General features: G+C 63.1%; 26 protein-coding genes. 4 read left to right on the top strand and 22 right to left on the bottom strand.

Annotated elements, in window-relative coordinates; translation table 11 throughout:
• Window positions 1–9: 9 nt before the first annotated feature.
• The 3 genes from flgL to CSQ91_RS14825 all read left to right on the top strand — a co-directional run bounded on the left by flgL (window position 10) and on the right by CSQ91_RS14825 (window position 3,170).
• A complete protein-coding gene (gene flgL / locus CSQ91_RS14835) occupies window positions 10–1,251 on the top strand; it encodes a flagellar hook-associated protein FlgL (protein ID WP_170846374.1) in 1,242 nt (413 codons plus the stop codon).
• Between the two features lie 167 nt (window positions 1,252–1,418).
• Window positions 1,419–1,862, top strand: a complete 444-nt coding sequence (locus CSQ91_RS14830; protein ID WP_070281298.1) for a MarR family winged helix-turn-helix transcriptional regulator — start codon at window positions 1,419–1,421, stop codon at window positions 1,860–1,862.
• A 48-nt stretch (window positions 1,863–1,910) separates the two neighbouring features.
• Window positions 1,911–3,170, top strand: a complete 1,260-nt coding sequence (locus tag CSQ91_RS14825; RefSeq protein ID WP_099388820.1) for an MFS transporter — start codon at window positions 1,911–1,913, stop codon at window positions 3,168–3,170.
• Between the two features lies 1 nt (window position 3,171).
• Here the strand turns inward: CSQ91_RS14825 and fliR are convergent, their stop codons facing one another.
• From fliR to CSQ91_RS29260, 14 genes are all read right to left on the bottom strand, one after another.
• Complete coding sequence (fliR, locus tag CSQ91_RS14820) at window positions 3,172–4,026, bottom strand: flagellar biosynthetic protein FliR (RefSeq protein ID WP_099388819.1); 855 nt, start codon at window positions 4,024–4,026, stop codon at window positions 3,172–3,174.
• A gap of 22 nt (window positions 4,027–4,048) precedes the next feature.
• The gene (fliQ, locus tag CSQ91_RS14815; RefSeq protein WP_034754044.1) at window positions 4,049–4,318 is read right to left on the bottom strand and encodes a flagellar biosynthesis protein FliQ; all 270 of its coding nucleotides are present in this window, start codon (window positions 4,316–4,318) and stop codon (window positions 4,049–4,051) included.
• Between the two features lie 10 nt (window positions 4,319–4,328).
• Window positions 4,329–5,087: a flagellar type III secretion system pore protein FliP gene (gene fliP / locus CSQ91_RS14810; RefSeq protein ID WP_370385431.1), complete on the bottom strand. Its 759-nt coding sequence runs from the start codon at window positions 5,085–5,087 to the stop codon at window positions 4,329–4,331.
• Window positions 5,088–5,094: 7 nt separating this feature from the next.
• Entirely contained in the window at window positions 5,095–5,685 is a 591-nt protein-coding gene (gene fliO, locus CSQ91_RS14805) for a flagellar biosynthetic protein FliO (RefSeq protein WP_034787132.1), read from the bottom strand.
• Window positions 5,682–6,116, bottom strand: coding sequence for a flagellar motor switch protein FliN (gene fliN, locus CSQ91_RS14800; protein ID WP_034754038.1), 435 nt, complete (start codon window positions 6,114–6,116; stop codon window positions 5,682–5,684). Before fliN ends, fliO begins: the two co-directional genes overlap by 4 nt.
• Window positions 6,117–6,166: 50 nt before the next feature.
• Window positions 6,167–7,153 carry a flagellar motor switch protein FliM gene (gene fliM, locus CSQ91_RS14795; protein WP_034754035.1) on the bottom strand — a complete coding sequence of 329 codons (987 nt, stop codon included), beginning with the start codon at window positions 7,151–7,153 and terminating at the stop codon, window positions 6,167–6,169.
• Between the two features lie 6 nt (window positions 7,154–7,159).
• A complete protein-coding gene (fliL, locus tag CSQ91_RS14790; RefSeq protein WP_099388818.1) occupies window positions 7,160–7,672 on the bottom strand; it encodes a flagellar basal body-associated protein FliL in 513 nt (170 codons plus the stop codon).
• 186 nt (window positions 7,673–7,858) lie between these two features.
• Window positions 7,859–9,124, bottom strand: coding sequence for a flagellar hook-length control protein FliK (locus tag CSQ91_RS14785; protein WP_257217362.1), 1,266 nt, complete (start codon window positions 9,122–9,124; stop codon window positions 7,859–7,861).
• Window positions 9,125–9,143: 19 nt separating this feature from the next.
• Window positions 9,144–9,584: a flagellar export protein FliJ gene (fliJ, locus tag CSQ91_RS14780; protein ID WP_070259362.1), complete on the bottom strand. Its 441-nt coding sequence runs from the start codon at window positions 9,582–9,584 to the stop codon at window positions 9,144–9,146.
• 32 nt (window positions 9,585–9,616) lie between these two features.
• Window positions 9,617–10,933 carry a flagellar protein export ATPase FliI gene (gene fliI / locus CSQ91_RS14775; RefSeq protein WP_225317475.1) on the bottom strand — a complete coding sequence of 439 codons (1,317 nt, stop codon included), beginning with the start codon at window positions 10,931–10,933 and terminating at the stop codon, window positions 9,617–9,619.
• An 89-nt stretch (window positions 10,934–11,022) separates the two neighbouring features.
• Entirely contained in the window at window positions 11,023–11,724 is a 702-nt protein-coding gene (locus tag CSQ91_RS14770) for a flagellar assembly protein FliH (RefSeq protein WP_052140559.1), read from the bottom strand.
• Between the two features lie 43 nt (window positions 11,725–11,767).
• Window positions 11,768–12,766 (bottom strand): flagellar motor switch protein FliG, encoded by a 999-nt coding sequence (gene fliG, locus CSQ91_RS14765; protein ID WP_034787109.1) that lies wholly within the window; start codon window positions 12,764–12,766, stop codon window positions 11,768–11,770.
• Window positions 12,759–14,474: a flagellar basal-body MS-ring/collar protein FliF gene (gene fliF / locus CSQ91_RS14760; RefSeq protein WP_099388817.1), complete on the bottom strand. Its 1,716-nt coding sequence runs from the start codon at window positions 14,472–14,474 to the stop codon at window positions 12,759–12,761. The genes fliG and fliF overlap by 8 nt, the downstream gene beginning before the upstream one ends.
• A gap of 86 nt (window positions 14,475–14,560) precedes the next feature.
• Window positions 14,561–14,917 (bottom strand): hypothetical protein, encoded by a 357-nt coding sequence (locus CSQ91_RS29260; protein WP_242704698.1) that lies wholly within the window; start codon window positions 14,915–14,917, stop codon window positions 14,561–14,563.
• Here CSQ91_RS29260 and fliE point away from each other — a divergent pair.
• A complete protein-coding gene (gene fliE / locus CSQ91_RS14755) occupies window positions 14,814–15,116 on the top strand; it encodes a flagellar hook-basal body complex protein FliE (RefSeq protein WP_230539976.1) in 303 nt (100 codons plus the stop codon). The genes CSQ91_RS29260 and fliE overlap by 104 nt on opposite strands.
• An 80-nt stretch (window positions 15,117–15,196) precedes the next feature.
• Here fliE and CSQ91_RS14750 read toward each other — a convergent pair whose 3' ends face one another.
• The 8 genes from CSQ91_RS14750 to CSQ91_RS14715 all read right to left on the bottom strand — a co-directional run bounded on the left by CSQ91_RS14750 (window position 15,197) and on the right by CSQ91_RS14715 (window position 23,148).
• On the bottom strand, window positions 15,197–15,943 hold the full coding sequence (locus CSQ91_RS14750) for a flagellar brake protein (RefSeq protein ID WP_080753686.1): 747 nt from the start codon (window positions 15,941–15,943) through the stop codon (window positions 15,197–15,199).
• A gap of 25 nt (window positions 15,944–15,968) precedes the next feature.
• A complete protein-coding gene (locus tag CSQ91_RS14745) occupies window positions 15,969–16,295 on the bottom strand; it encodes an EscU/YscU/HrcU family type III secretion system export apparatus switch protein (protein WP_034787205.1) in 327 nt (108 codons plus the stop codon).
• A complete protein-coding gene (fliK, locus tag CSQ91_RS14740; RefSeq protein ID WP_099388816.1) occupies window positions 16,288–17,475 on the bottom strand; it encodes a flagellar hook-length control protein FliK in 1,188 nt (395 codons plus the stop codon). The genes CSQ91_RS14745 and fliK overlap by 8 nt, the downstream gene beginning before the upstream one ends.
• 17 nt (window positions 17,476–17,492) lie before the next feature.
• Entirely contained in the window at window positions 17,493–17,819 is a 327-nt protein-coding gene (locus tag CSQ91_RS14735; RefSeq protein WP_070259351.1) for a flagellar protein FliT, read from the bottom strand.
• 3 nt (window positions 17,820–17,822) lie between these two features.
• Window positions 17,823–18,269 carry a flagellar export chaperone FliS gene (fliS, locus tag CSQ91_RS14730; RefSeq protein WP_070259350.1) on the bottom strand — a complete coding sequence of 149 codons (447 nt, stop codon included), beginning with the start codon at window positions 18,267–18,269 and terminating at the stop codon, window positions 17,823–17,825.
• Window positions 18,270–18,290: 21 nt separating this feature from the next.
• On the bottom strand, window positions 18,291–20,969 hold the full coding sequence (gene fliD / locus CSQ91_RS14725) for a flagellar filament capping protein FliD (RefSeq protein WP_257217361.1): 2,679 nt from the start codon (window positions 20,967–20,969) through the stop codon (window positions 18,291–18,293).
• Window positions 20,970–21,213: 244 nt separating this feature from the next.
• Window positions 21,214–21,582, bottom strand: coding sequence for a flagellar protein FlaG (locus CSQ91_RS14720; protein WP_070281290.1), 369 nt, complete (start codon window positions 21,580–21,582; stop codon window positions 21,214–21,216).
• Window positions 21,583–21,666: 84 nt separating this feature from the next.
• Window positions 21,667–23,148, bottom strand: coding sequence for a flagellin N-terminal helical domain-containing protein (locus CSQ91_RS14715; protein WP_070281289.1), 1,482 nt, complete (start codon window positions 23,146–23,148; stop codon window positions 21,667–21,669).
• Between the last annotated feature and the right edge of the window lie 39 nt (window positions 23,149–23,187).

The raw sequence follows: 23,187 nt of genomic DNA, 5'->3' as shown, positions 1-23,187 counted from the left end.
GGCAGCATCATGCGCATCAGTACCAAAATGATCTATGACGCGGGCAGCACGCAGCTGAACAATCTGCAGGGCGCGTTGAACCGCACCCAGATGCAGCTGTCGGCGAATCGCCGCAACCTGACGCCGGCCGACGACCCGATCGCCTCGGCGCGCGCGCTGGAAGTGACGCAGTCGCAAACGATCAACACGCAATTCGTGACGAACCGCTCGAACGCCAAGAATTTCCTGTCGCAGGAAGAGCTGGCGCTGGCCAGCACCACCTCGCTGATCGCCGATGTGCAGCAACTGGTGCTGAAAGCTGGTAATCCGGCATTGAAGGATATCGACCGCCAGAGCCTGGCCACGGAGCTGAAAGGCCGCTTGACCGACCTGATGGGCATCGCCAACACGTCCGACAACGCGGGTGGCTACCTGTTCTCCGGCTACAAATCGACCACCCAGCCGTTCAGCCAGACGCCGGGCGGCGCCACCTATGTGGGCGACCAGGGCCAGCGCGAACTGCAAGTGGGCTCGGCGCGCTACCTGGCCACCAGCGATTCGGGCGCGACTGTATTCGAGAACAATTTGACGGGCAACGGCAAGTTCACTACGGCCGCCGATCCGGGCAACTTCACGCGCGGCGGCGCCGGCATCATTTCCGGCGGCACCGTCACCGATCCCACAAAATTGACGGGACACAAGTACACGATCGACTTCCAGGTGACGGGCACGGGCACGGATGCCAAGACGACCTATACCGTGACGGACGTGACCCTGGGCCAGACCATCCCGAATCCCGCCGTGCCGGTGGCCTATAAATCGGGCGACGCCATCAACTTTGACGGCCAGCAAGTCAATATCGCGGGCAAGCCGGCCGACCTGGACAAGTTCACCCTGGAGCCCAGCAGCAAGGAATCGATCTTTACCACGATTACCAACCTGATCGGCGCACTGGGCCAGCCGGCCACGGGCGACGCGGGGCAGGCGCGCCTGACGGCCAGCCTGAACGCGGCGCACGATCTGCTCGACACGGCCTACGACAACGTGCTGTCGGTGCGCGCGGAAGTCGGTTCGCGCCTGAAGGAGCTCGATACCCTCGACAGCGCCGGCGACGACCTCGACCTGCAATATGCGAGCACCCTGTCGGGCTTGCAGGATCTGGACATGGTGAAGGCGATTTCCCTGTTCAGCCAGCAGCAGATCACCCTGCAGGCGGCGCAAAAATCGTTCACTTCCATCTCGGGCTTGTCGCTGTTCAACTACATCAGCTAAGCGGCCGGCATCGCAGAATGAGGGGCAAGCCGGGGCAGGGAGGCCATCTCCCGCCCCGGCTTTTTTGCGTCCGCAAGATGGCCGTCTTGACAAGATATGCAGTCAAACTGTGCAGTCTACCTGTCTATATGTTATAGTAGGGGCTGTTGATCCACCACATGGCTAGCATGCGCACCCCACAAGAAAACCACGAACAAGTTCTGCAACTGGCCGGCGAATTGCGCATCCTGGTCGGCAAATTGCGCCGCCGCCTGCGCGAAGAGGCGCACCTGGGCGATGTCAGCATGTCGCAGGCATCCGTGCTCAGCCGCCTCGAACGCGACGGTCCCGCCACGGCCAGCAGCCTGGCGCGCGCCGAAGGCATGCGGCCCCAGTCGATGGCCGCCACCGTGCAAGCGTTGACGGAGGCGCAGATGGTGACGGGCTCGCCCGATCCGGCTGACGGCCGGCAAACCATCTTGACGCTGACGGACAGCTGCCGCGCCTGGATCGCGGCCAGCCGCGCCGCGCGCGAAGACTGGCTGGCGCGCACCATTGAAACCCGGCTCACGCCGGACGAAGTCACCGAACTGGACAAGGCGGTGGCATTACTCAAACGCTTGGCGGAGTGATCCGCTGAATTTTTCACCACGACCCCGGCAAGGAGCCCGCACGCCCAGATGAACAACACATTCCGTTCGCTACGCATTCCCAATTACCGTATCTGGGCCGGCGGCGCCCTCGTGTCGAATATCGGCACGTGGATGCAGCGCACGGCGCAGGATTGGCTGGTGCTGAGCGAATTGACGCAGCACAATGCCAGCGCCGTCGGCATCGTCATGGCCTTGCAATTCGGCCCGCAACTGCTGTTGCTGCCGCTCACTGGCATGGCGGCCGATTTGCTCGACCGTAGGAAATTGCTGCTGTGCACGCAGGCGGCCATGGGACTGCTGGCGCTGGGACTCGGGATATTGTGCATCAGTGGACAGGTAGCACTGTGGCACGTGTATGTGTTTGCTTTCCTGCTGGGCTGCGTGACGGCCTTCGATTCGCCCGTGCGCCAGACTTTTGTTGCCGAAATCGTCGGCGAAGAAGATTTGACGAATGCCGTGGCACTCAATTCCACCTCGTTCAATGCGGCGCGCATGCTGGGCCCGGCGGTCGCTGGCTTGCTCATCAGTAGCGTCGGCAGCGGCTGGGTCTTCATCATCAACGCCGTCTCGTTTGCCGCCGTGATCGGTTCGCTGTTGCTGCTGCGCGTGGAATTGCTGCGCCGCGCGCCGCGCCTGAAGGCCACGCGCGCCAGCCTGGGCGAGGGTTTCCGCTATGTGCGCCAGCGGCCGGACCTGATGGCTATCTTGCTGATGCTGTTCCTGATCGGCACCTTCGGACTGAACTTCCCGATTTTCCTGTCGACCATGTCGGTGACGGCCTTCCATGCGGGCGCCGGCCAGTATGGCGTGCTCAGTTCCGTGATGGCGTGCGGTTCCGTGGCCGGCGCCTTGCTGGCGGCGGGACGTGGCCAGCCCACGCTGGCCTTGCTGCTGGGGGCGGCTGCACTGTTCGGCCTGGCCTGCGCGCTGGCCGCTGTGATGCCCAATTACTGGCTGTTCGGCATGATGCTGGTGGTCATCGGCATCGCCGCGCAAACCTTTACCACCAGCGTCAACAGCAGCGTGCAACTGTCGACGGCACCCGCCATGCGGGGCCGCGTGATGGCGATACTGCTGGCCATCTCGGCGGGCGGCACGCCGCTGGGCGCGCCCATCGTAGGCTGGGTGGCCGACACCTTCGGCCCGCGCTGGGCGCTGGGCATAGCCGCCCTGTCGGGCCTGGCGGCGGCCCTCGTCTGCGTGCGCTACCTGGTCAGGCATCACCAGTTGCGTTTGAATGTCGACCTGCGGCGCTGGCGCTTCGCGCTCAGCAGCGACCAGAGGTGAGTTAGCGCGCCGGCGCGGCCGGAGCCGGAGGGCGTAATGGATTCGGTGGCGCGGGAGGCGGTGGCCGGTCGCGCGTGGCAAAGCCGCGCGGCAGCAGGCGCGCTGATTCTATGCCGCGCAGGAACATGTTCTGGAATGGCGTGGCCAGGTAGGGCAGGACCATGCCGATCACGAGCAAGCCCACGCCCAGGGTGACGGGGAAGCCGATACCAAAGATGTTCAGCTGCGGCGCGGCCCGTGTCAAGATGCCCAGCGCCACGTTGGTCAGCAGCAAGGCAGCGATGATGGGCAGCGAAATTTGCAGGCCGGAACGGAAGATTTCCCCGCCCCAGGCCGCCAATTGCTGGAAACCGCCGCCGCTGATGGGACTCGATGAGATCGGCAGGCTGACAAAGCTTTCCGCCAGCGCCGCCAGCAAGACCAGGTGGCCGTTGACGGTCAAAAACATCAACGTGGCCAGCATGACGAGGAACTGGCTGATGGCCGAAGACCTGCCCTTGGTTTGCGGATCGAAGAACGAGGCGAAGCCCAGGCCCATGGTGAGACTGCTGATCTCGCCGGCCATTTCGATGGCGGAAAACACGATGCGGATGGAAAAGCCCATGGCCAGGCCCACCAGCATCTCCTGCGTGAGGATCAGCAAGCCGGGCAAGGACATCGGGTTGACGGCAGGCAAGGCCGGCACGGTGGGGGCGATGATCATGGCCAGCATCGCGCCCAGGGTCACTTTCACCGTGGCGGGCACGGCTGCGTTGCCGAACAGGGGAGCGGCCGCGATCAGGCCGAGGATGCGGCTAAGCGGCCACAGCAGTGCTGCGATCCAGGTATTGAGTTCGATGCTGGACAGGGTCAGCATAGGAGGATCAGCGATGGCTGCACTAACCCACCAGGTTCGGGATGCCCGTGAAGACCTGGCGCATGTAGTCGAGCATGACGGACAGCATCCAGGGGCCCGCCACGACGATGGCGACGAAAATGCCGACCAGCTTTGGGATGAAGGACAGGGTCGCCTCGTTGATCTGCGTGGCCGCCTGGAAGATACTCACGATTAAGCCGATGATGAGGGCGACCAGCAGCATGGGCGCGGCCACCATCAGGGTGATTTCCATCGCATGGCGGCCCAGGGTCATGACGCTTTCGGGTGTCATCGTATTTCCCCTAGTAAAAACTCTGTGACAGCGAGCCCAGCAGCAACTGCCAGCCATCGACGAGCACGAACAGCATCAGCTTGAACGGCAGCGAGATCGTGGCCGGCGACATCATCATCATACCCATCGACATCAGCACGCTGGCGACCACCATGTCGATGATCAGGAACGGGATGAAGATGGCAAAGCCGATCTGGAACGCCGTCTTCAGTTCGCTGGTGACGAAGGCGGGCACGAGGATGCGCAGCGGCACGTCTTCCGGACCTTGCAGGGCCGGTGAGCGGGACATCTTGGCGAACAGGGCCAGATCGGCCTGGCGCGTCTGCTTGAGCATGAAGGTTTTCAGGGGATCGACGCCCTTGTCCATCGCCTGCTGCATGGTGATCTTGTTTTCCTGATAGGGCTGGTACGCATCCGTATAAATCTTGTCGAACACGGGGCCCATGACGAACAGGGTCAAAAACAGGGCCAGGCCCACCAGCACCTGGTTCGGCGGCGCCGATTGCGTGCCGATGGCCTGGCGCAGCAGGGACAGCACGATGATGATGCGCGTAAAGCAGGTCATCATCAGCAAGGCCGCCGGCAAAAAGGTGAGCGACGTCATCAGGATGAGCGTCTGCACCGGGAGCGAGTAATTCTGGCCGCCGCCCGGCGCCGGCGTGCTGTTGAAGGCCGGGATGCCCGGCTGGGCCATGGCCCATAGCGGCAAGGCCAGGGCGGCCGCCGCCAGCAGCCAGGTCAGGGGAGTCTTCAAGGTGGACCACGCCATCTGCTGCTTATTTCCCATTGCGTTTTTCGATGGTCTGTTTCAGCCACTCGGAAAAATTGGCGGCCGCGGGGCCGTTTTGCGCCGTGGCCAGTTGCGGCAGATCGCCTTCCTGGCGCGGCATGGTGGCCAGCGCGTTGATCCTGCCGGGCGAGGCGCCGACGACGATCCACTGGTCGGCCACTTCGACGAGGACGATGCGTTCGCGTCCGCCCAGGTTGAGCGAACTGACGACGCGCATCTTGTTGTTGCCGCCCATGACCTTGGGGCCATAGCGCTTCATGAACCAGGCCAGGCCGATCAGGAGGGCCAGCACGAACATCAGCGCCAGGATGGTTTGCAGCAGGCTGCCGGCCGAGCTGGTCGGCGCCATCGTCATCGGCGCGCCGGGCGGCATGGCGGGCAGGACGGCGGCAGGCGCGGAGGCCGGCACCGCTGCGGCGGCTGGCACCGTCGCGGCTGGCGGCGTCTCGCTTGCCACCGCCACGGAAGCGCTGGCGGTGCTGGCCGCCGGTGCCGAGGCCGCTGCCGGTTCAGCTTGGGCAATGCTGCATGCCGCCAGGAGCGGCAGCACGGTGGAAATCAACAGGCCAGGCTTCATTTATTGAGTTTTCGGATACGTTCGGAAGGCGTGATGATGTCGGTCAGGCGGATGCCGAACTTGTCATTCACCACCACCACTTCGCCCTGGGCGATCAGGCAGCCGTTCACCAGCACGTCCATCGGTTCGCCGGCCAGGCCGTCGAGCTCGACCACGGAACCCTGTGCCAGCTGCAGCAGGTTCTTGATGGCGATCTTGGTACGGCCCAGTTCGACCGTCAGTTGCACGGGGATATCGAGGATGAAATCGATATCGTTGTGCGTTTCCGACTTTGATGCCTGCTTGGAAAAGTCCTTGAACACGGCGGCGCTGGCCGCGCTGGCCGTATTGGCGGCCTGGTTCTGCAGCGCTTCGGCTTCCGCCTTGGCCTGCTCGGCAATGGCCGCGCCCCAATCGTCTTCCGCGCTTTGGTCGTCTTGGTTGTCAGACATGTGTTTCTCCTGTTGTACTGATGCGGACCGCAGCGGCCCGGATATTTTATTTAGTGGTTATTCATGTTATCGGCATTGGCGAGGAGTTTCTCCACCTTCAATGCATATTGTCCGTTCAACACGCCGTAGGTGCAATCCATCACGGGCACGCCGTCGACGGTGGCGGCGATCAGTTCGGGAATATTCAGGGGGATGATGTCGCCCACCTTCATGTTCAGGATTTCATCGAACGACACGCGCGCCGTGCCCAGCGAGGCCACCAGCTCGACTTCGGCGATCTGGATCTGCTGCGTCATCAGGCGGATCCAGCGCTTGTCCACTTCCAGCGCCTCGCCCTGCAGGCTCGAGGTCAGCGAATCGCGGATCGGCTCGATCATCGAATACGGCATGCAGAAGTGGATTTGTCCGGAAACGGAGCCCAATTCCACCGTAAACGTGGACGCCACCACTACCTCGTTCGGCGTGGCGATGTTGGCGAACTGCGTATTCATTTCTGAACGGATATATTCGAACTCGACGGGGAAGACCGGCTCCCACGACTTGGTATAGGCCTCGAAGACGATGTCGAGGATGCGCAGGATGATGCGCTGCTCCGTCTGCGTAAAGTCGCGCCCTTCGACGCGCGTATGGAAACGTCCGTCGCCGCCGAACAGGTTGTCGACCAGCAGGAAGACCAGGCCCGGATCGAAGACCATCAGAGCCGTGCCGCGCAGCGGCTTCATGTGCACCAAATTCAGATTGGTCGGCACCACCAGATTACGGATGAACTCACTGTATTTCGAGACGCGCACGGAACCGACCGACACTTCGGCGCTGCGGCGCAGGAAGTTGAACAGGCCCACGCGCAGCAGCCGGGCGAAACGCTCGTTGATAATTTCCAACGTTGGCATCCGGCCGCGCACGATGCGCTCCTGGGTTGCCAGGTTGTAGGTACGAACTCCCGTGACATCTTCCGGCGCCTGCGCGTCGTCCTGGTCTCCGTTGACGCCCTTCAGAAGGGCATCGACTTCTTCCTGGGAGAGGAAATTATCGGCCATGGCTGCTTATTGAATGATGAATGCGGTAAATAATACGTCCGTCACGTCCTGCTCCGGCCCTTTGTCCTCGAACGGCTGGTTCACCTGATTGATGATTTCGGCCGCCAGCTGCTGCTTGCCTTCCACGGTATTGAGTTCGGATGCCTTCTTGCCGGACAGCAGTAGCAGCAAGCGGCTGCGCACCTTCGGCATGTTCAGCTTGATGGAATCCATTTCTTCCGGACTGCTCACCTGCAGGGTAAACGCGATCTGCAGGTATTGCTCGCCATTTTCCGGCTGCAAATTGACGGTGAAGGCATCGATGGGCACGAAGACGGGCGGACCTGCCTTGGACGCGGCATGTTTTTTCTTGCTGGGCGCCGATTCTTCTTTATCGGCCTTGCCATGCAGGAAGTACCAGGCGGCACCGCCACCGATACCGCCAGCCACCAGCACCGAGGCCAGCACGATGATCAGAAGCTTCTTTTTCGAGGCGCCGGCGGGAGCCAGGCCTGCATCTGCTTTCGGATCTGCTTTCATTTTTGGATTTGCTTTCAATGGTACTCGAGTGCATGGAAGTGGATCACGACGCCATTATGTCATTATCGGCAAATTCTGCGCAGAAGGATGCAGTGAAAAGAGGGCGGAAGCGCCCTCAACTCGCTGTTTTTAGACGAAAAGTTACGCTGTGGGGCACGCCTGTGGCCCGAGGACGACGAATTATCCTCAGGCAAAGGTATCCACGGCACTCAGGCTGGGCCGGCTGCGTGTGCCGGTGGCCGGCGCGATGGCGATCTCGCCACCGGAGACGCCGCCACCCTGGCCATTGCCGCGGCGTCCGCCAGATGCTTCCCGGTTACCCTGGTCCTGCTGTTCCGGCGTGCCGGCCGAGACCGTGGCGCTGCCAAAGGCGATGCCCGCTTCGCTCATCATTTCGCGCAGGCGCGGCATGGCCGCTTCGAGCGCCTGGCGCACTTCAGGCTGGGCCGACATGAAGGCGGCATCGGCCTGGTCATTGGTGACCGTCAGTACCACTTGCACGGGTCCCAGGTCGGGCGGATTCAGGGTCAGGGTGGCGCTCTGGTCGCCGCCGGCCGCCATCCACACGACTTTCTGTCCCAGTTGCTGGTCCCAGGCCGGCGTGCCGACCCGGCCCGCCAGCTTGTCGCTCGGCACGGCCACGGCGGCCGCGGCCTGCTGCAGCGCGCCCGGCTGCAACTGGGCCGCCAGGCGGCTCAGGTCGGCAGGTGTTTCCTTCAGGATCGGCTCGGCCATGGCGGCGCCAGCCTTGGCGGTGGCTGCCAGTTGCGCATCGATGGCCAGCTTGCCAGGTTCGGCCTTGCCGGCCGGCACGCTGGCGCCTGGTGTGGCGGCTGTCTTGCCCTGGGCCTGGAGCAGGCTGTCGGCAAAGTCGCCGCTGTCGGCCTGCGCGATGACGGTGGCGGCGGCCTTGCCGCTGCCCTGGCCGGCTGCCAGCAAGGGCCCTGTTGCCAGGTTCTTGCCCTCGGCCTTGACGCTGGCGCGGGCCGGCAGTTCCGGCACGGCCTTGGCCGCTGGCGGCTGGATGGCCAGCTGGATGCTGCCCACCAGTGCCAGCATCTCGGCGGCCGGATCGGCTGGCGGCGTGACTGTCGCGGCGGGGGCGGCAGGCACGCTGGCCTCGGCCGTGGCGCTGTCGGGTGTCGCCGCCTCGCTCGATTGCGCTGGCGGCTGTTCGCTGCTGGCCGCCTGTTCCGTGTCTGCCTGCGCCGGCTTCGCTTCGGTCGCTGGCGCCTGGGCGGGTGCTGGCGTGGCGGCAGGGCTGGCGGGGCGGGGCGCTTGTACTTGCGCCTGCGCCATATTGCGGCTGGCCTGGCGCTGCTCGATCTGGCGGTTCAGGGTGCGCTGGAAGTCGCCCGCCGTGCCGCTGGCGGACGGCTGGCTGCGATTGGCGGCGCCCGGCGTGGCATTCGGCGAGACTATCTGGGAAATCGGGGTTGGCTGGGTTTGCATGATGCTGCCTCAGTGTTGCTTAGCGTTTGTAATAGGCTTGTCGCGCCGCGTGCTCATCCATTGCTTTCTGGTCGCGCTTGTTTTCCAGCTTCAGCGCCTGTTCCTGCGCCCGGTTGTTCAGGGTGGTGTACGACATGCGCTTGCGTTCGGCCAGCTGCCAGCGCATCTTTTCATTGTCGCTGCGCGCTTGCGCATGCTCGACCACTTGCTGCTGGCCCAGGATGGCGCTGTCGAGCTTGACCATGAAGGCCTGGAAGTTGCGGTAAGCCATGGGCGTGATGCCGCTGCTCATGCTGGCCTCGAAGCGCTTGGCATAGTCGTCGCGGTAGCCGGACAGCATGTCGAGCTTTTCGCGGCAATCGTCAAGCGCTTTCAGGGCCGCGCCCAGGCGCTTGGCACAGTCGTCCGTTTCGCGCTGGGCAAGGTCGATCAGGGTTGCAAGTTGGGAAGGAGAAGCCATGACTGATTATATTCCCGCTATGCAAGCCCTAATCACTCGAATAGAGCGGTAAGTTGCCCCAAGCTCTCGTCCATGCTTACCCGCTCCGTGATTTGCTGTTGTAAAAACGCTTCAATCTTTTCATGCAGGGCGATGGCCTGGTCCAGCACGGGATCGGTGCCGGCGCTGTAGGCGCCCACGCTGATCAGGTCGCGGCTGCGTTCATAGCGCGAATACAGCTGTTTCAGTTTGCGCGCCTGCTGCTGGTGCTCGTGCGTGGTGATCGAATGGGCCGCACGCGAAATCGATTGCTCGATGTCGATGGCCGGATAGTGTCCCGCTTCGGCCAGGCGGCGGTTCAGCACGATGTGGCCATCGAGAATCGCGCGCGCCGAGTCGGCGATCGGGTCCTGCTGGTCGTCGCCCTCGGTCAGCACGGTGTAGAAGGCCGTGATCGAGCCGCCGCCTTCCTCGCCATTGCCGGCCCGCTCAACCAGCACGGGCAGCTTGGCGAAGACGGACGGCGGATAGCCCTTGGTGGCAGGCGGCTCGCCGATGGCCAGGGCGATTTCGCGCTGGGCCATGGCGTAGCGGGTCAGCGAATCCATGATCAACAGCACGTTTTGCCCCTGGTCGCGGAAATACTCGGCAATCGCCGTCGCATACGCGGCCCCTTGCAGGCGCATCAGCGGTGGCGTGTCGGCCGGCGCGGCCACGACGACGGAGCGGGCCAGGCCTTCGGCGCCGAGAATCTGCTCGATGAATTCCTTGACTTCGCGTCCCCGTTCGCCGATCAGGCCGACGACGATCACGTCCGCCTCCGTGTAGCGGGCCATCATGCCCAGCAGCACGCTCTTGCCCACGCCGGAACCGGCAAACAGGCCCATGCGCTGGCCGCGGCCCACGGTCAGCATGGCATTGATCGAGCGCACGCCCACGTCGAGCGTGTCGACGATGGGCGCGCGGCCCAGGGGATTGGCGGGGCGCACGTTGATGGGGGCGCTGTCGGTCGTGTGCAGCGGGCCCAGCTGGTCGAGCGGACGGCCCGCGCCATCGAGCACGCGACCCAGCAGTTGCGGACCCACGGGCAGGTGGCGCGCGCGGTCGCTGGGGCGGCGGCGCGGATGCGCCACGCTGCCGGGGCGGGGAATGGCCGGTTCGACGGAAAACACGCGCGTGCCGGGCACGATGCCTTCGACGTCGCTTTGCGGCATCAAGAACAGGCGTTCGCCTTCAAACCCCACCACTTCCGCCTCCACCCGGCCGCCATTCGGCAGCGGCACGGTGCAGGCGGCGCCTACGGCCAGGCGCAGGCCCACGGCTTCCATCACCAGGCCGGCCACGCGCGTGACCCGGCCTGAAATCTGCATCGGTTCGACAAAACCGACCACGGCCGAACAGTCGCTCAGGTAGGCGCGCCAGCGCGCCGCATGGGCTGTGGGGCCTTTGACTGGCTCGCTCACGGCGCCAGCCAGTCCAGGTCTTTGCCCAGCGCATGCGTCAGGCGGTGCCAGCGGGTGGACGTCTGCGCGTCGATCTGGTTGCTGGCCGTGTCGATCTTGCAACCGCCGCGTTCCACGCTGGGGTCTTCGATGACACGCCAGCCACCCTTGTCGAGCTCGTCTCCGATGCCGTCGCGCACGACTTGCGCGTCTTCCGGGTTGAGCATCAGCAAGGCAGGTTGTTGCAGTACAGGCAAGTATTCGATGGCTTCGCGCACCACGGGGAGCATCAGTTCGGGACGCACGGGCAAGGCCGTCTTCAGCATGCCCTTGGCAAGCTGCAGGGCCAGTTCCATCACGTCATTGGCGATCAGTTCGTCGGCCTGGTGCACGGCCGTGCCGAAGTCGACGGCGATGGTTTGCAGATGCGCCAGCTCGATGGCGGAAGCCGCCTTGCCTTCCGCATACGATTGCGCGTGCCCATCGGCATGTCCGGCCGCATGGCCTTCCGCATAGCCGGCCGCGCGGCCTTCGTCGAAGGCCGTGGCGCGCGCCTCCTCACGGATGGCGTCGAGTTCTTCCTGCGTCGGATATTCGAGCGGCGGAGCCGGTTCTTCCTCGTGCAGCTCGGCAAATGGGTCGAACTCGGGCTCGGGGTCCGGTTCGAGCAGCTTGCGCGCCGCCACCACGCTGGGACGCTCGTCGCCAAACGAGGTCATTTCCCAGCGCTGGTAGGCGGTTTGCTGCTCTTTGGGAATCAAATTAGACAAACGAATCCTCGCCTTTTCCGCCTAAGACAATCTGCCCCTCGTCCGCCAGGCGGCGCACGATCTGCAGGATCTGTTTCTGCTGCGATTCCACTTCCGACAGGCGCACGGGGCCTTTCGACTCCAGGTCTTCGCGCATCATCTCGCCGGCGCGCTGCGACATGTTCTTGAATATCTTGTCGCGCAGCTCTTGCGAGGCGCCTTTCAGGGCGATGATCAGCATTTCCGACTGCACTTCGCGCAGCAGCAGCTGGATGCCGCGGTCGTCGATATCGATCACGTTGTCGAACACGAACATTTCGTCCATGATCTTTTGCGCCATGTCGTTGTCGTAGTTCTTGATATTGTCCATGACGGAGCCTTCCTGCTCGCCGCTCATGAAGTTCAGTATCTCGGCCGCCGCGCGCACGCCGCCCAGCGACGATTTCTTGATGTTTTCGTTACCTGACAGCAGTTTCGTCAGCACGTCGTTGAGTTCGCGCAAGGCGGCCGGCTGTACGCCGTCCAGGGTGGCGATGCGCAAGACCACGTCGTTGCGCAGGCGGTCCGTGAAGTGGCCGAGGATTTCGCAAGCCTGGTCGCGTTCCAGGTGGACGAGGATGGTGGCGATGATCTGCGGGTGTTCGTTGCGGATCAGCTCGGACACGGATTGCGAATCCATCCACTTCAGCGATTCGATGCCGGACGCATCCTTGCCGCCCAGGATGCGCGACAGCAGCACGGACGCCTTGTCGTCGCCCAGCGCCTTGGTGAGGACTTGGCGGATGTATTCGTCCGAATCGAGGCCGACGGTGGAGTTGAGTTCCGTTTGCGCGCGGAAGTCGTCGAGCACCTCGACCACCTGCTCGTGCGCGATGCCCTTCATGGTGGCCATGGCGGCGCCCAGTTTCAGCACTTCGCGCGGGCCGAGGAATTTCATGACCTCGGCCGCTTCGCTCTCGCCCAGTGCCAGCATCAGGATCGATGCTTTTTGCAGTCCCGTTGTCTCAGTCATTATTGCCTATCCATGCTTTGATTACGTTGGCCACCACGCGCGGGTCTTCCTGCGCCAGCTTCCGGGCCATCGCCAGGTTTTCGCGATAACCGCGGGCCGTATCTTCTTCCAGTTCTTCCAGCTCCGCTTCGCTGAGCAGGACTTCGTTTTCTTCGCCGTCCTTGGCCAGTTCCGGCTCGATGACGGGCGGCGGCGCGCCGAAATCGTCGATCTTGCGCATCACGGGGCGCAGCATCGGACGCACGATCTTGATGAAGATATACAGCAGGATCAGGGCCGTGATGAGGAATTTCGCCAGTTCCTTGGCCAGCGGCAAGTTGGCCGGGTCGCGCCACCACTCCAGCTTGCCTTCCGGCGCGCGGTCGATGCCGTCGAAGGGCGAGTTGGCCACGCTGAAACTGTCGCCGCGTTCCTTGTTGTAGCCCATCGCTTCCTTCACCAGATTATTGATCTGGATCATTTCGGCAGGGGAAATCGGCTTGACCGTGACCTTGCCATCCTTGTCGAAGGTGCGGCGGTAATTGACGACGACGGCGACCGACAGGCGGCGCAGGCCGCCCATGGATTTCTGTTCGTAGCGCACGGTCTTGTCAACTTCGTAATTCGTCGTCGATTCCTTCTGTGTCGGTGCCGTCGGTGCGCCGCCCGGGGCGCCAGGTGCCTCGGCCGTCAGCGGAGCCGTTGCCACGCCTGGCGGCTGGTTCGACAGCGCGCCCGGCACGCCGGACGGGTTGGCATTGCCGGCGCCCGTCGATTCGCTCGTCTGCTGGCTGCGGATGGTGGATGCTTCCGGCGGCGAATTCGGCTTGTAGGTTTCTGCGGCCTGCTCGCTTTGCGAGAAATCCACGTCGGCCGTCGCTTCGGCGCGCACATTGCCTTCGCCGACGATGGGCAGCAGGATCGATTCGACTTGCTTGATCACGCTTTGCTGCAACTGCTGCACGTACTTTAATTGGTTTGGGTCCAGGCTCTTGATGCCGTTGGCGCGGTCCTTGTCCTTTTCCTGGTTCGACAGAAGGGTGCCGGCCTGATCGACCACGGTGACATTGATTGGCAGCAATTCCGGCACGCTGGACGCCACCAGATGCACGATGGCGCTCACCTGCAGCTGGTCGAGGCCGCGGCCAGGGTGCAGGTTCAGCAGCACGGAAGCCGTCGGTTTTTGCTGTTCGCGCACGAAGACGGATGGTTTCGGCAGGGCCAGGTGGACGCGCGCCGTATCGACGGCGGACACCGATTCGATCGATTTCGCCAGTTCGCCTTCCAGCGCGCGCTGGAAATTGACCTGTTCCAGGAACTGCGACACGCCCAGCTTCTGGTTTTCCATCAGCTCGAAGCCCACGTTGCCGCCTTTCGGCAAGCCTTGCGCGGCCAGTTTCAGGCGCGCATCGTGGACTTGTTCGGATGGCACGAGAATGGCGCCGCCGCCTTCGGAAAACTTGTGCTTGATGCCCAGCTGGTCCAGCGATGCGGTGATGGCGCCGCCGTCGCGGTCCGTGTAGTTGGAGAACAGGACTTTGTATTCGGGCGGCTGGTTCCACATGTACAGGGCCACGCCGATGGCGATCAGTGCCGCCACGCCCAGGCCGCGCAGGAAATTCTTGCCCATCGGCGTCTTGGCGAAGGCTTGCACGGATTCCACGGGCGAGCGGGCAGGCGCCGGTTCAGGCGGTATGCGGTTTACATCGATTTCTTCGGCTACAGCCATGATTGCCTTCCAGGGCGTGTGGTTTGACGGGTATTCGGTGCTGCGTGGGGGCCGCTTCCTCGGGAGGAGGGGGGCGATATGCAGAATTATCCGCCACTGTCACGCGCTTCAATCGTCCAAATAGAAGGCGCTTTTGCCGCCTGCTCGGCCGAGCGGCTGGCGTTGGCGCTGGTATTGTGGAATCCTGGCAACATGTGACGGAAGTTATTGTACCCGTCGTTGCCTGGCAAGCCAGGGTTTTGTTCTCTGGGTGCAACAGGCAAGGAACAGTTATGCAGCAGACCAGAATCGGGAGGCAAAGTGAAAACAGGCGGTATCGATAGCAGCAGGATCGAGGCGATGATCGCGCAACTGAAGTCGGCGGCCACGCGGCCGGAGGCGAAAATACCGGCGATCCAGACTGAGATGCCGGCAGCGAAGGTGAATTTTGCCGATGCCTTCAAGAGCGCGCTGGACTCCGTGAGCGGCGCGCAAAAGGCCTCGTCGGCGCTGGGCCAGCGCTTTACCATGGGCGATGAAAAGGTCAGCCTGTCGGACGTGATGGTGTCGATGCAAAAGTCGAGCATCGAATTCCAGGCGACGGTGCAGGTGCGCAATAAGTTAGTCTCGGCATATCATGAGATCATGAACATGCAGGTTTAACTGTTGATGACCCAAAACGAAGACTGGGGTCGGACCCTCAGGGGCCGACCCCAGCCCTTGCGTTCTGGGTCAACTGACGCTTAGCCCAACCCCGCCATGCGCGCATTTCTCTCGCGCTCCAGTCGCGTGATATAGCGCTGCACGTGCGCCAGCATGCTGCGTGGCAGGTCGACGAACTGGCAGCCGAGGCGGCGGTTCAGCTTGTTGTTCAGCAGGGTCATGTCCAGCGAATTGCGAATTTGCAAAGTCGCGGTGACGATGCCGACGTCGGGCAGGTCGATGCGGCAACCGGGATAGTCCCTGCCGATGGTCTCGCCCAGCATCAGTTTATTGTCGAGGATGGCGATGCCGCCGCAGCTGATGTCGGCCAGCGGGAACAGGGTGTCGGCGCCGCCCAGCGAGGGCGGCAGGGGAATCGCCACGCGCACGGGATTGCTCACGGGCGTCGTCATGCGGTAATACTCGCGCCGCTGCAAGCGGATCAATGTTTCCGGAATGGCAATTTTCAGGGCGGGCGTGCCGCCATAATTGCACTCTTCCACCAGGGCGCTGGCAAACAGGATGCGGATCTTGTCGAGCGAGGTTTCAAACGAGATGCCAGTAGCGGCCACCATGCGCCGGTTCTGGTCGGCGTTCACGGAACGGTCGAGGATGACGGTATCGCGTTCCGCATCGACTTCCAGGATGGAGGTGACGCACACATCGGATTCACCGTGGATCAGCATGCGGATCAGCTGGTTCTTTTCGCTGATGCTGCGCAGCAAGGCGATGATTTCCCGCCGCGATTCCACTTCAAAATCATGCCAGTTTTCGAGGCCGGAATCCATAATATGTGCTTGCATTGATGCCTGTCTATGTATCGGTGAGGTTGACGCTGGTGTCGGGCGGCGGCGGGATCGGCCCGCCATTCGCAGATTCAATATGATATAACCAGGCCAGCAGTTCCGCAATCGCCCGATACAGGCCGGGCGGAATCTGGCGGTCCAGGTCGACATCCATCAACAGCGCCACCAATTCCTTCGATTCATGCACGAAGACGCCGTGTTCACGCGCCGTGCTGATGATCTGGTCCGCGATCAGGCCGCTGCCCTTGGCCACCACCTTGGGCGCCGGCGTGCCGCTCTGGTAGGCCAGCGCGACGGCCGTCTGCGGCACCTTGCGCCTGGTGTCGTCAAGCATCATCTGCTTCCGCTGGCTCGGCAGCGTCCGGCTTGCCGGCGATCGTCAGCGACGACAATGGCCATCCCGCCGCGGCTAGCGACGCTTCCAGCCGCGCCGCATGCTGGCGCAAGGTGTCGGCGCTGCCTTCGCTGCCCGCTTGCAGCTGGATGGCCACGCGGCCGCCCTGCAAGACCACGTGCGCGGCCAGATCGCCCAGCAGGGGAAACTGGAAGCGCACATTGCTGCGCCAGGCCGTCGCTTCCTCGTCGCCATCGCGGCCATCGTGCTGCTGTCCTTCCGGTGCATCCTTGCTGATATCCCACTGCATCTTCTGGCCGGGCCAGGCTTCGCCCTGCCACTGCACGCGCGCCTGTTCGTGCGTATGCAGCTGTAAATTGATCAGTTGCGCCGAGGCCAGGTCGGTACCCGTTTTGGCCATGTCGCCCTGTGCCGCCTTCTGCATTTGCGGCTCCAGCAGCAGCGACGCCAGCGGCCGCTTGCCTTCGGCCCATTCGGCCACATGCGATTCATAGAACAGGCCGCTGCTGCCGACCGCATCGCGCAGGTTCTGGGCTACCTGGGCCGGGGCGGCCCCCGGCGTGGCCATCAGCGGCGTCTTGCCGACCAGCGACAGGGGCGCGCCGGGCACGCTTTCGGCTTGGCTGAGCACGCTGCTGATGGCGCGCGCGGTGGTGCTCAGCTCGGGCGCAGGCGTGTCGCCTGCGAGGGCGGGCAGCAGATTGGCTGGCGTCAGGGGGGCACGGCTGAGCAGGGTGGCGGCCGTGCTGCTGGCGCGCGTGCCCGCCTGGGCGGCGCCGGCCTGGGGACCACGCGTTTCGGCCGCGTCCGGTTCTGCGTCCGCATCCGCATACGTCAGCAGGGCGCTGGCGGGCTGGTCGCGGTTATTGCCGATCTGAAAAGAGGGGCGGGGATTGATGCCGATCAAGGTCAGGGGGATTTCCGTACCCGGCTGGACGCCGGCGGGCAGCTGCATGCGGGCGGGGGTGCCGGCCACGCGCACGAGGAAGCTGCCGTCGCCCATGCGGGCCAGTACTTGTCCCTGCATGGATTTGCCGATGAGTCCCTGCAGCGAGCGCTGGAACTCGGCCTGGCGCGGGTCGGCGACGGCATCGGCCACCCGCGTGGCCTTGACCGGGGTCAAGGGCGTCATGCCGATCGCATCCATCTTCGGCAACATGGCGCCCCCGTGTGCGCTTACGCGCCGTAGGCGTTGGCCAGGCGCCGTTCAGTGCCGGTGCTGTTGATCAGCTTGGACAATTGTGCCATCCATGGCATGGTCAGGTCGCGGATCTTGCGGTCGTCTTCCAGGATCTGCTTGATCAGGGCAACCTTGCGCTGGCGGCCAGCACTTTCCAGCACGACTTTTTCTTCATTCGCCTTCAGCGTGGCTACATGCGCGCTGATGCGCTGTTCCAGCGCTTCGAGCTCGTCCCAGTCGGCGTTGGTGGCGGCGGTTACCATCTGGCCCGTCAGGGTCTGCATGGCTTCGTAGGTGGTCAGGACTTCTTGATTCGTCATCATGGGTCAGGCGCTCGCAAGGCTGGGCATACGTTTCAAATCGGCACCGGGAATGGCGGCGGGGGTGGCGCCGATGGCGTTCCAGGTTTCGCGCAGGTCGGTCAGCAGGCGCTGCACTTCTTCCAGCAGGGTAATATCGTTGTTCAGGTTGGCCGTCAGCAGGCGCGCGCTCATGTACTCATACAGGGCGTCGAGGCCTTCGGCGATCTGGCCGCCCGCTTCCTTGTCCAGGCTGGCGCGCAAGCCATTGTCGATGATCTGGATGGCTTTCGAGATGGACTTGCCTTTTTCCGGCACATTGCCCGATTTCATGTGCATCTGCGCGCTGAGCACAGCCACCAGGGCGCCGTCGTACAGCATCACGATCAGCTTATGCGGCGAGGCCGAAACGATGCCCGTTTCCAGGCCGACCTTGGCATAGGCGTTGACGCCGCGTTGTTGGGTTCCAAACATATGTTCTCCTGATGGTTGGGCTTAGCGGTTGGCGGCGATGGAGGCCAGCTGCTGGGTCAAATAAGTTTGCGTGGACGTCAATTTGCTCAGCGTCACGTCCAGGCGCGAATACTGGGCGCGGTAGCGCGCCTCGATGGTATTGAGCTTGTCGGCAAAGCGCTGGCGCTGGTCGGCCACATCCTTGATGCTGTTATTGATGCCCGTGGTGCGGCCCGTGATGAGGCCGTCCGTGCCAAGGAAGGAGGCGGCCATGTTGTTCAGCTGGTAGGCATAGCCTTGCGAAAAGCTCACCGTGCCCCGGTCGCCCAGGCCACCGCCCGTCACTTCGACCTTCAAGCCGTCGGCCGGCGAACCGGGCGCGCCTGTCAGGGTCTGGCCCGAACCGATGACGGGCTGGCCGCCGATGGTGCCGGCCACGTCCGTGCCCTTGGTGGGGGTGATGCCGGCGCCGATCAGCGACTCGACGCCCGTACCGGTCACGCTGGCCACGGCCAGGTTGGAGACGGAACCATACCGGGCCGACGCTACCACCAGGCGGCCGCTGCCGTCGATGGATGCCGTCACGGACGCGCCGTTTTCGCTGAAGGCTTTTACGCCATTGATCGATGACTGGATCATGCCGGCCAGCTGGGCAGGTGTGTAGTTGCCGGCAGGAATGGTCACGGTGGCCGTATTCTTGGCCGCCGCAGGGTCCGTGTCGTTCAGCGTGACGCTCCAGGTGGTATCGCTGGCGATCGTCGTCGACGCCGGCAAGGTCAGGGCACCGCTCAGGGTGCCCTGGCTGGCCATGTTGGTAATGTTCAGTGCATACGTGCCAGGCTTGGTGGCGGCCGTCGAACTGGTGAAGCTGACGTTGCTGTCCGTGGTTTTTCCCAGCGCGGAGAAGAGGCCGGCCACATCCGAGAAATTGGCGTTGATAGCCTTGTCGAGCACGGCCGAATCCAGCACCAGGCTACCGTCTTTCTGGAAGGTGATGCCGACCTGGTCCAGGGTCTTCAGGTTGCCGGCCAGTCCAGTGATCGAGGTGCTCAGCTGTTTGCGCAGCTGCGACTGGATCGATTGCGTGGTCGAATCGCCCAGCATGACGCCAGCCTGCTTGGTCTCCGCATTGTAGGACGTCATCTTGGAAATCGACGCGTTCAGGTCATTGTAGGCCTTGACGAAGGCGGTGACGCTGGTCTTCACCGTCGACGTGTCTTTCGAGATGGACAGGGAGCTGCTGCCTACTTTCAGCACGTTCAGGGTCACGCCTTCGATGGCGCTGTCGATGCTGTTCGAGCTGTTCGTGATGGGAATGCCATTGACGCTGAGCATGGTGTTTTGCGCGGCGCTGTTCTGATTCAGGTTTTGCGTGCCCGACGCGTCGTACGACAGCAAGTCGCTCAGCGCGCTGTCTGCAGGCTGGCCATCGCTGCCGCTGAGCGAAATTTTCATGCTCGAATTGGCGCCCGACTTTGCCGAGCTCAGCACCAAATGGTGGGGCTTGTCCGAACCATCGGAAACAATGCTGGCGGTCACGCCCAGGCCCGCATTGTTGATGGCGTCGCGGATGCCTTGCAGCGAGTTGTTCGTGGAGTCGATGACCACCGTGCCGGTCGCCTGCGTGGCATCCTGGGTAAAGCCGCTGCCGATATAGGCGCCGCCCGTGCCGGCCGTCAGTCCGGCGGCGGCCGGATTGCTGCCGGCAACCGTGATAGGGCTGCCATTGGTCGAGCTGAGCGTGATGGAGCTGGCGACGGTGACGTTGAAGCCCGTGTTGGTGGCCGTGGATGCATGGCCGATGCCGCCCTTGACGTCGCCCGTGACGACTTCTTCGATCTGGATGTTCGTGCCGTCGGCGCGCGTAAATTGCAGGGTGCCGTCGGCAGCCTTGCCGCTGACGGTAATGTTGGCCTCTGCCAGCGCATTCGAGACGGCGTTCGGGCCGGCCAGGGTGGTGTCGAGCGAGGCGCCCGTGATGCCGGCGCCGGCACCCACGCCATTGCCCTGCGTAACGATATTGATGCCGCCGACGGACAGTGCATAGGTGCCATCGGCACCGGTGGCAACATTGCCATAGCCGGCGAACAGGGTGGCGCTGCTGGCGGCCGGCTGCGCCGTGGCCGTTACGCCCGTGGTGCTGCTCTTGGCATTGATGGCTTCGGCCAGCGCGCGCGCACTCTTGATCGTGCTATCCGTGGGAATGGCCGTGCCATTCAGTGTCAGGGAGCCGTTGCTGATGCCATTTTGCAAAGTCGCGCCGCTGAGCGCCGTGCCGTTCAGACCGAAGGTGCCGCCGGCAACTTTACCGAGCTGGAAGGAAATGGTCGTCTTGGCGCCCGAGCCGATGGTGGAGATCTTGCTGGCGTAGCCGGCCGAGGTCAAGGTTTGCGATTGCGCCAGCTGGCTGACATTGATATTGTAGTTGCCGGCCACGGCCTTGGCGCCGGCCGTGGCCGTGAATACCAGCGGGTCGCCGGGGCTGGCCGAAACGGCGCGGAAGTTGTTACTGTTGCTCAGGCCGGAGAGCGACGTCTGGAAGGCGCCCACGGCACCGCTCAGGGTGCCCAGCGCACTCAGCTTGGCCTGGTAGGAAGCGGTTTTCTTGTCATAGCCTGCCAGGGGCGCCGATTCGGCGGTCATCAGCTTTTCGATGATGGAGTTCACGTCCAGGATGCTGTTGCCGATGCCCGGGGAGGATAAGGTTGGTGCGATGGCCACTGTCTGCTCCTAGGAAAACACTAATATAAGCTGTTATCGGCAGAATTAATCAGGACTTGAGAGGGGCTTTTATGGCCCTGTTTCCTATTTGCGGAAAAGTCAGGCGGGAAATGTGGAGGAGTGTTGCATGAGTGACATGATAAAAGGCAGGGCCAGACCGGAGGTTGTCTGGCTGGCCCTGGCTCGCGCTTCCCTTGCTATGTTGCGATACTGCATTGGTTCTGCGCTTGCTGTCGGCATGGGCCTAGACGCTCTGGCTGATCAGCTGGCCTTTTGCCGAGGCAAATGACTTGGCGATTTCCAGCGCTTCCCGGGTGGGGATCTGGCGCAGAACTTCCTGTGTTTCCTGGTCAATCACTTTGACCACGGTACGCTGGCTGTCTTCGTCGATGGAAAATTGCAAGCCCTGAGTTTTGACCTGTGGCGACTGGTTCAGTTCCGAAACGGCCTGGTCCAACTCTTCGCGGCTCGGTTCCTTGGCTTTGTTGGCCGTCGCGTCGATGCCGGTGTTCGCGCTGCGTGCCGTCTGCGGGCGTGCGATAGCCGCTTCCGCGGATGGGTAGTTCTTGTCGATGCGCGCTGCGGAGGCGGCAGCTATGGTGTCGATAGTCATGTTGCTCCCCTAGTGAAAATTCCCCTGCCGAAGAAATCCGGCAGGGGAACCTGAGTCCAGCGATGTGGCGTTGCTAATCGAAGATTAGCCGCGCAGCAGGCTCAGCACGCCGTTTGGCAGCGAGTTCGCTTGTGCCAGCATGGCGGTACCAGCTTGTTGCAGGATCTGGCCACGGGTCAGGCTGGCCGTTTCTGCAGCAAAGTCGGTATCGACGATGCGGCTGCGCGAGGCGGACAGGTTTTCCGTCGTCGATTGCAGGTTGCTGATCGCCGAGGAGAAGCGCGATTGCAAAGCACCGTACTGTGCGCGTTGGCTGTTGACCGTGGACAGGGCTGCATCCGTGATCTTCAGTGCCAGCTGGGCGCCGTCGAACGTGGTGACGTCCAGCGTGGCGACCGATTTCAGCGTCGAACCCTGGTTGGCGCCAACAGCGACACCACCCGTCAGTTTCAGGCCGGTTGCGGCTGTTTCGCTGACCGAGAAGCTGCTGTCGCCGTCGAAGGTGACGCGGCCGTTGGCAGTTGCAACACCGCCAGCTGCGGTAGCGGCCGTGAATGGGCCAGCCACTTTAATGCCTGCCGTGTCATAGGTGGATACTGCCAGCTTGACGTTGGCATTGGTGCCGTTGGTGATCTTGATATCGGCGCCGGAAGCATTGCTCAGCTTGATGCCTTGATTGACCGAGTCAAATTGGGCGGTGACGCCCGTCTTCGCTGTTTGGGCATTGATCGCATTGATACCAGCGGCAAAGTCAGCAGCCGTGTTGGCGGCGCCCGTGACGGCGAACGATACGGTGACGTCGGCAGCATTGTCCGAGGCAATCTTGAACGAGTACGCTTCAGCACCCAAGTCCAGGTTGACGTCGGTGCGGGCTTCAGCCGTCACGCCGGTATTGGCCGTTTTGGCATTGACTGCGGCGGCGACCGACTTGGCCGACGACGTGGTCGTCGTGTCGATGGTGGCGGCGCCAAACTTGCCCGAGATTGCCAGCTTGCCGGAAGCGACAGCGTTGCTGGCCGTCGATGCTTGCACTGCAGCATTTTCCACGCGGTTGTTGCCGTAGGTGCTGGTCAGGAAGTTCGCGCCATTGGCCGAAATCAGTTGGTTGGCATCGGCACCGACCTGGAAGTTGGCCGTACCCATCGTGCCGTCCAGCAAAGCCTGGCCGTTGAACGAGGTGGTGGTGGCGATACGGTTCAGTTCCGAGTTCAGCTGGCCGACTTCGGTTTGCAGCGCTTGACGGTCGCTGGCCGAGTTGGTGGCATTCGACGATTGCACGGCCAGTTGGCGGATGCGTTGCAGGATGTCGCCCGAGCTCGACAGAGCGCCTTCAGCCGTTTGCGCCAGCGATACGCCGTCGTTGGCGTTGCGGGTGGCTTGCGTCATGCCGTTGATTTGCGACGTCATGCGGTCGGAAATCGACAGGCCGGCGGCATCGTCTTTGGCGCTGTTAATACGCAGACCGGAGGACAGGCGTTGCAGCGAGGTGCTCAAGGACGATTGCGAAGTCGACAGGTTGCGTTGCGAGTTCAGGGAAGCGATGTTGGTGTTAATTACTGCAGCCATTTTAATTCTCCAGACAGGTACTACATTGCGCTATGTGCT

The organism is Janthinobacterium sp. BJB301, from assembly GCF_002735685.1.
GTDB classification, from domain to species: Bacteria; Pseudomonadota; Gammaproteobacteria; order Burkholderiales; family Burkholderiaceae_D; genus Janthinobacterium; species Janthinobacterium lividum.
The sequence above is the reverse complement of the archived record's forward strand: the minus strand, read 5'-3'. Positions and strand labels throughout refer to the sequence as shown.